Annotated in this window: 6 protein-coding genes; all 6 read left to right on the top strand. The window is 30.5% G+C overall.

What is annotated here, in order from left to right:
- Positions 1–261: 261 nt before the first annotated feature.
- The 6 genes from uxaC (at position 262) to uxuA (ending at position 6,332) form a co-directional block, all read left to right on the top strand.
- Positions 262–1,662 (top strand): glucuronate isomerase, encoded by a 1,401-nt coding sequence (uxaC, locus tag Q0W06_RS14425; RefSeq protein WP_297637093.1) that lies wholly within the window; start codon positions 262–264, stop codon positions 1,660–1,662.
- Positions 1,663–1,677: 15 nt separating this feature from the next.
- The gene (locus Q0W06_RS14420) at positions 1,678–2,367 is read left to right on the top strand and encodes a GntR family transcriptional regulator (RefSeq protein ID WP_297637090.1); all 690 of its coding nucleotides are present in this window, start codon (positions 1,678–1,680) and stop codon (positions 2,365–2,367) included.
- Between the two features lie 294 nt (positions 2,368–2,661).
- Positions 2,662–3,519: an SDR family oxidoreductase gene (locus Q0W06_RS14415; RefSeq protein ID WP_297637087.1), complete on the top strand. Its 858-nt coding sequence runs from the start codon at positions 2,662–2,664 to the stop codon at positions 3,517–3,519.
- 25 nt (positions 3,520–3,544) lie between these two features.
- Positions 3,545–4,168: a bifunctional 4-hydroxy-2-oxoglutarate aldolase/2-dehydro-3-deoxy-phosphogluconate aldolase gene (gene eda / locus Q0W06_RS14410; RefSeq protein WP_297637085.1), complete on the top strand. Its 624-nt coding sequence runs from the start codon at positions 3,545–3,547 to the stop codon at positions 4,166–4,168.
- Positions 4,161–5,165, top strand: a complete 1,005-nt coding sequence (locus Q0W06_RS14405) for a sugar kinase (protein WP_297637083.1) — start codon at positions 4,161–4,163, stop codon at positions 5,163–5,165. The genes eda and Q0W06_RS14405 overlap by 8 nt, the downstream gene beginning before the upstream one ends.
- 117 nt (positions 5,166–5,282) lie before the next feature.
- Complete coding sequence (uxuA, locus tag Q0W06_RS14400; RefSeq protein WP_297637081.1) at positions 5,283–6,332, top strand: mannonate dehydratase; 1,050 nt, start codon at positions 5,283–5,285, stop codon at positions 6,330–6,332.
- Positions 6,333–6,348 lie beyond the last annotated feature (16 nt).

Below are 6,348 nucleotides of genomic sequence, written 5' to 3'. Positions count from 1 at the left end.
AAAAACCAAATCAGATTTAAATCTCTGATTTGGTTAAGTTGATAGCATTGACCCTGGGCAAGGACAATCTTAAATGAAAAACCGGGAACGAAAACGTCCAAATCGAACCCTGGGCAAGGACGAGCACAGCAAGTATGCAACGCATATAGCGAAGCAAAAGTAAAAAAATACCTTTATTTTCTATTTTGCTATTGCATAAATTATGGAAAATACTCTATAATGAAAATAACTAGTATACTAGTATAAAATGGAGGGGATTTTATGAGAGAATTTATGGGTGAAGATTTCTTATTAAAGACGGAGGTTTCTAGGGAGTTATATGAGATAGCAAAGAAAATGCCAATTATAGATTACCACTGTCATTTAAATGCAGGAGAGATTTTAGATAATAGAAGATATAAAAATATTACAGAGTTATGGCTTGAGGGTGACCACTATAAGTGGAGAGCTATGAGAAGTAATGGAATTGAGGAAAAGTATATTACTGGTGATGCCTCTGATTTTGAGAAGTTTAAGATGTGGGCAAAAACAGTTAGTGATTGTATTGGGAATCCATTATATCATTGGACTCATTTAGAGCTTCAAAGATATTTCGATATAAAAGAAACATTAAATGAAGAGACAGCAGAAATGATTTGGGATAAGTGTAATGCAAAAATTGAAAGTGGAGAAATTGATGTAAGAAGACTTATAGAAAAGTCAGAGGTTGAGTACATAGGAACAACAGATGATCCTATAGATTCTTTAGAAAATCATATAGCTTTAGCAAAGGAAGGTTTAAGTTTTAAAGTTGCACCAACTTTTAGACCTGATAGAGTCTTAAAGATCAAAATGAAAACATTTAAATCTTATATTGAGCAGTTAGAAGAGAGAGTAGAAAAGGACATAAATAGTATAGATGACCTTACTGAAGTTCTTGAAAATCGTGTTAAGTTCTTTAAGGAAGTAGGATGTAATATTTCAGACCATAGTCTTGAAGTTGTATTCTTTATGGATGCCTCAAAGGAAGAAGTAAATGATATCTTCATAAAGGCTAAGAATGAAGAAGAATTAACTTATGATGAAGAAAAGAAGTATTTCACTTTTATGATGAAAAAACTTGGAGAAATCTATGTTAAATACGATTTAGTTATGCAAGTTCATATAGGTGCATTAAGAAATAATAATACAAAAATGTTTAATAGAGTAGGAGCAGATGCAGGATTTGATTCAATTAATGATAGAGAAGTTGCAGAACCTTTAAGTGCTCTTTTAGATAATTTAAATAAGGAAAATAATCTTCCAAGAACAATACTATATTGCTTAAATCCAAAGGATAATGAAGTAATAGGTACAATGATTGGAAACTTCCAAGAAGGTAATGGAGTAAGTAAAATTCAGTTTGGTTCAGGCTGGTGGTTTAATGATCAAAAAGATGGAATGGTTAGACAGTTAACTGCGCTATCTCAACTTGGATTGTTAAGTAAGTTTGTTGGGATGTTAACAGATTCAAGAAGCTTTTTATCTTACACTAGACATGAGTACTTTAGAAGAATTTTATGCAATTTTATTGGGAATATCGTAGAAGATGGGGAATATCCTTACGATAGTAAAAAATTAAAGGACATAATAGAGAATATATGTTATTTTAATAGTAAGGAATATTTTAATATACATGAATAAAAGCAGGTAATAATGATGGAAATTTTAAAAAGAAAAAAGGACGAAACAGCTAAGGAATATGCCTATAGAACATTAAAAGAAAATATAATGAATATAGAGTTAGAACCAGGCCAAAGTATAAGCGAATCAGAGATAGCTGAAAAGTTTAGCTTATCTAGAACTCCAGTTAGAGAAATCTTAATGAAGCTAAAAGAAGAGCATCTTATAGAAGTGGTTTCTCAAAAGGGGACATACGTATCTCTTATAAACTTAGACTTAGTAAGGGAAGGAACTTTTGTAAGAAGCATATTAGAAGCAGAAGTTTTAAAACTTGCGTGCAAAGGTATTGATGATGAATTTAAGAAAAAGCTAGATATGAATATTTTTGAGTACAACTATATTGTTGATAGAGAAGATTCAAAGGCAGAAAAGCATTATTTAGATAAGAAATTTCATCAAATAATCTTTGAAAGTGTTGGTATGTCTAATATATGGGACAGTATTCAAAAGCTTAGTACTCATTACAATAGAGTAAGAGTTTTATCAGAAATTAAAAGTTCAGATGACCATATACTAGAGCAACACAAAAGAATTATAGAGATAATAAAAAACAAAGAATATGATAAAGTAGATGAAATTATAGAAACACATATAAAAGATCCAATGAATAAGTGGAAAGACCTTTATTCAGATGGAAGTGAATTTAAGAGATATTTTAATATTTAGATATAGTTAAAGAGGTGTCATTACAAAATGATGCCTCTTTATTTATCTATAGAATATTTTTAAACTAAGTAATGTGGATATGTTAGAAGATATTAAAGAACTAAGTAATATGGATATATTAGAAGATATTAAAGATAAAAGTATTAAAAAAAATAGAGTGAAAATAGTAAATTGGAACTTAATTTAAAAATAACCATAAAAGACACAAAAAATACAAAAAAAGGGTTGTAATCATTTACTTGATATGCTAGTATACAAGTATAGAAGTATTTAAGGTTATTGAGGAGGAAGTTTATGAAGTTACCATTTAATATTGATTTAAAAGATAAGGTAGTTGTAGTGACAGGGGGAGCAGGAGTTATTTGTGGAGAAATGGCAGAAGCATTGGGTAATTGTGGAGCTAAAATTGCTATTTTAGACATGAATGAAGAAATGGCTAAAAAGAGAGCTGAAAAGATTTGTGAAAATGGTGGACAAGCCATTGGAATTAAGACAAATGTTTTAGATAAAGAAAGTTTAAAAGAGGCTCACAAGATTGTAAAAGAAAACTTAGGGTCATGTAATATATTAATAAATGGAGCTGGTGGTAACCATCCAAAGGGAACTACTACTAAAGAATATTTATATAAAGAAGATTTAGAAAAAAATGATGAAAACATAATTACATTCTTTGATTTAGATCAAAGTGGAGTAGAGTTTGTATTTAACTTAAACTTCTTAGGAACTCTTCTTCCAACACAAGAGTTTGCAAAGGATATGGTAGAAGGGGGAGCTGGAAATGTTATAAATATTTCTTCAATGAATGCTTTCACTCCATTAACTAAAATCCCAGCTTACTCAGGAGCAAAGGCAGCTATAAGTAATTTTACACAATGGCTTGCAGTTCATATGAGCAAAGTAAATGTAAGAGTAAATGCAATAGCACCAGGATTTTTCATAACAGCACAAAATGAAAAGCTTCTTAAAAATGAAGATGGAAGTTTTACAGAAAGAGCTGGAAAAATATTAAACAGCACACCAATGGATAGATTTGGTGAAGTTGAAGAATTAATTGGAAGTTTATTATTCCTAGTATCAGATGAAGCATCATCTTTTGTAAATGGAACAGTTATTCCTGTAGATGGCGGGTTCTCAGCTTATTCAGGAGTTTAAATATAGGATTTAAAAAGGAGAATTTATGAGTATAGAAAAATTAATAGATTGTGGAGTTGTGGCTGTAATAAGGGGAAAGAGTCATGAGGAAGCAAAAGGATATGTAAAAGGAACTTTAGATGGAGGGATAAAAGGGATTGAATTAACTTTTACCATTCCAGATATGCCAAGCTTACTAAAAGAACTTAAAGGGATGTACCCAGAAGGAGTTTTTGGAGCAGGTAGTGTTTTAAATAAAGAAATGGCTATAAAAGCAATTGAAAGTGGAGCTGAATATATAGTTAGCCCAGGATATGCAAAGGAAATTGGAGAAAGCTGCAAAGAGCATAACATTCCTTATATTCCAGGATGCATGACAATAACTGAAATGATGGAAGCAAACAGAGAAGGACATGAAATCATTAAGTTATTCCCAGGAGAATTATATGGACCAAAATTCATTAAAGCTGTAAAAGCACCAATTCCAGATATAAAAATAATGCCAACAGGTGGAGTTGATGCAGATAATATAAAATCATGGTTTGAAAGTGGAGTTAGCTTAGTTGGTGTAGGTGGATCACTTTTAAAAGAAGGAGACTATGAAAAAATAAAAAATAGAGCAAGTGAGTTAGTAGAAAAAGTAAATGAAGTAAGAGGAATATATGTGTAATATTCTAGGCTTTGGGGAAATAATGTTAAGACTAGCACCAGTAGAAAGAACTACTATAGAAACTAGTAATATATGCTCTATGTATTATGGTGGTGCTGAACTTAATGTAGTAAGCAGCTTAAGTTTATTTGGAAATAACACAAAGTTTTTAACAACATTAGCGGATAACAATATAGGAAAAGGGGCTTTAAGAAATTTAAAAAGCTTTGATATAGATACAAAGCTTATAGGATTTAAGGAAGGAAGAATGGGTTTATACTTCCTTGAAGAAGGACATGGAGTTAGAAAATCAAAAGTTATTTATGATAGAAAAGATTCAGCCTTTTCAAAGCTAGAATCTAAGGAACTTAACTTTGATAAAATATTAGAAAATATAGATATAATTCATATAACAGGAATAACACCAGCTTTATCTAAAGAGTTAAGAGAGGCTACATTAGATTTAGTAAAAGAAGCAAAAAAGAGAAACATCTTAGTTAGTTATGATTCTAACTATAGAAGTAAACTTTGGAACTATGAAGAGTGTGGAGCATTCCTTGAAGAAGTATTAAATTATGTAGACATAGCTTTCTTAGGAATTTTAGACTGCATCAATTTATTAAATATGAATTTAAATGGTGAAGACCATGAAGAAATGCTTAAAGATGGATATTTAAAATTAACAGATAGATATAGAAATTTAAAATATCTAGCATCAACAAAAAGAGATGTGTTATCTTCAGCAAACAACAATCTAAGAGGATATATCTTTAAAGATGGAGTCTTAGAAAAGTCAAAAAAATATAACTTCGATATTCTAGATAGAGTAGGTGGAGGAGACGCTTTTGTAGCAGGAACTTTAAATGAAATTTTAAAGAATAGGGATTTAAAAGAGATTATAGAGTTTGGAACTTGTGCATCTGTAGTAAAACACAGTCATAAAGGAGACATTAACCTAGCTAGAGAAGAAGAGATTTATGATTTAATAGAAAATGGTGTCCAAAGCATCAGTAGATAAAGGGAAAATGAGAAATAAAAATTTAGCCTAACTTGTATACTAGTATTAGTTAAAGGGTTAAAAGACTAAACTATTAAAAGAGTAATGGGTTAAAAAACTAAAATAGGAGGGGTAAAAATGAAAATGACATTCAGATGGTATGGAACTGATGATGCTGTAACATTAGAGCATATAAAGCAAATACCAAATATGAAAGGAATAGTTACTGCCATATACGACATTAAAGTTGGTGAAGTATGGCCTTTAGATAAAATTTTAGAATTAAAGAAAACTGTTGAGGATGAAGGCTTAGAGCTTTCAGTAATAGAAAGTGTTCCAGTACACGAAGATATAAAATTAGGTGCTGAAACTAGAGACAGATATATAGAAAATTACAAAACAACTCTAGAAAACCTAGGGAAAGCAGGAATAAAAACTGTATGTTATAACTTTATGCCAGTATTTGATTGGACAAGATCTAATTTAAGTTACAAGTTAGAAGATGGTTCAACAACATTAATATATGATAATGAAGAAGTTTTAAAAATGGATCCTAACTTAGGAGAATTACATCTACCAGGATGGGATACTTCATATACAGCTGAAGGGATGAAAAGCCTTTTAGATAAATACAAAGATGTAGATGAAGAAAAACTTTGGGAAAATCTTAAATATTTCTTAGAGCAGATAATACCTGTGGCAGAAATAAATGATATAAAAATGGCAATCCATCCAGATGATCCACCATGGTCAATATTTGGATTACCAAGAATAATAAAAGATTTCTCTAGTCTAGAAAGATTTATAAATCTAGTAGACAACAAATACAATGGAATAACTCTTTGTACTGGTTCACTAGGATGTACAAAGGCAAATGACATTGTAAAAATGATCGAATACTTTGGAAAAGAAAAAAATAGAATTCATTTTGCACATTTAAGAAACGTAAAAATCCACAAAGAAGGAAGCTTCATGGAAACAGGGCATTTAACTGAAAGTGGAGATTTAGACTTCTATGAGATTGTAAAAGCATACTTAGATTATGACTTTGATGGACCATACAGACCAGACCATGGAAGAATGATTTGGGGAGAAACTGGTAGAGCAGGTTATGGATTATATGACAGAGCCTTAGGAGCAACTTACATCAATGGGTTAATTGAAGGAATAAATAAAAGTAAAAAATAAAATCTAAAATAGTAAA

The organism is uncultured Clostridium sp., assembly GCF_947072515.1.
Lineage (GTDB): Bacteria > Bacillota > Clostridia > Clostridiales > Clostridiaceae > Clostridium.
This window is presented reverse-complemented; position numbering and strand designations above follow the sequence as displayed.

Bases quoted from the DNA above. Each gene is read 5' to 3' on its own strand.
- uxaC (WP_297637093.1), top strand. From the start codon at position 262: ATGAGAGAATTTATGGGTGAAGATTTCTTATTAAAGACGGAGGTTTCT.
- Q0W06_RS14420 (WP_297637090.1), top strand. From the start codon at position 1,678: ATGGAAATTTTAAAAAGAAAAAAGGACGAAACAGCTAAGGAATATGCC.
- Q0W06_RS14415 (WP_297637087.1), top strand. From the start codon at position 2,662: ATGAAGTTACCATTTAATATTGATTTAAAAGATAAGGTAGTTGTAGTG.
- eda (WP_297637085.1), top strand. From the start codon at position 3,545: ATGAGTATAGAAAAATTAATAGATTGTGGAGTTGTGGCTGTAATAAGG.
- Q0W06_RS14405 (WP_297637083.1), top strand. From the start codon at position 4,161: ATGTGTAATATTCTAGGCTTTGGGGAAATAATGTTAAGACTAGCACCA.
- uxuA (WP_297637081.1), top strand. From the start codon at position 5,283: ATGAAAATGACATTCAGATGGTATGGAACTGATGATGCTGTAACATTA.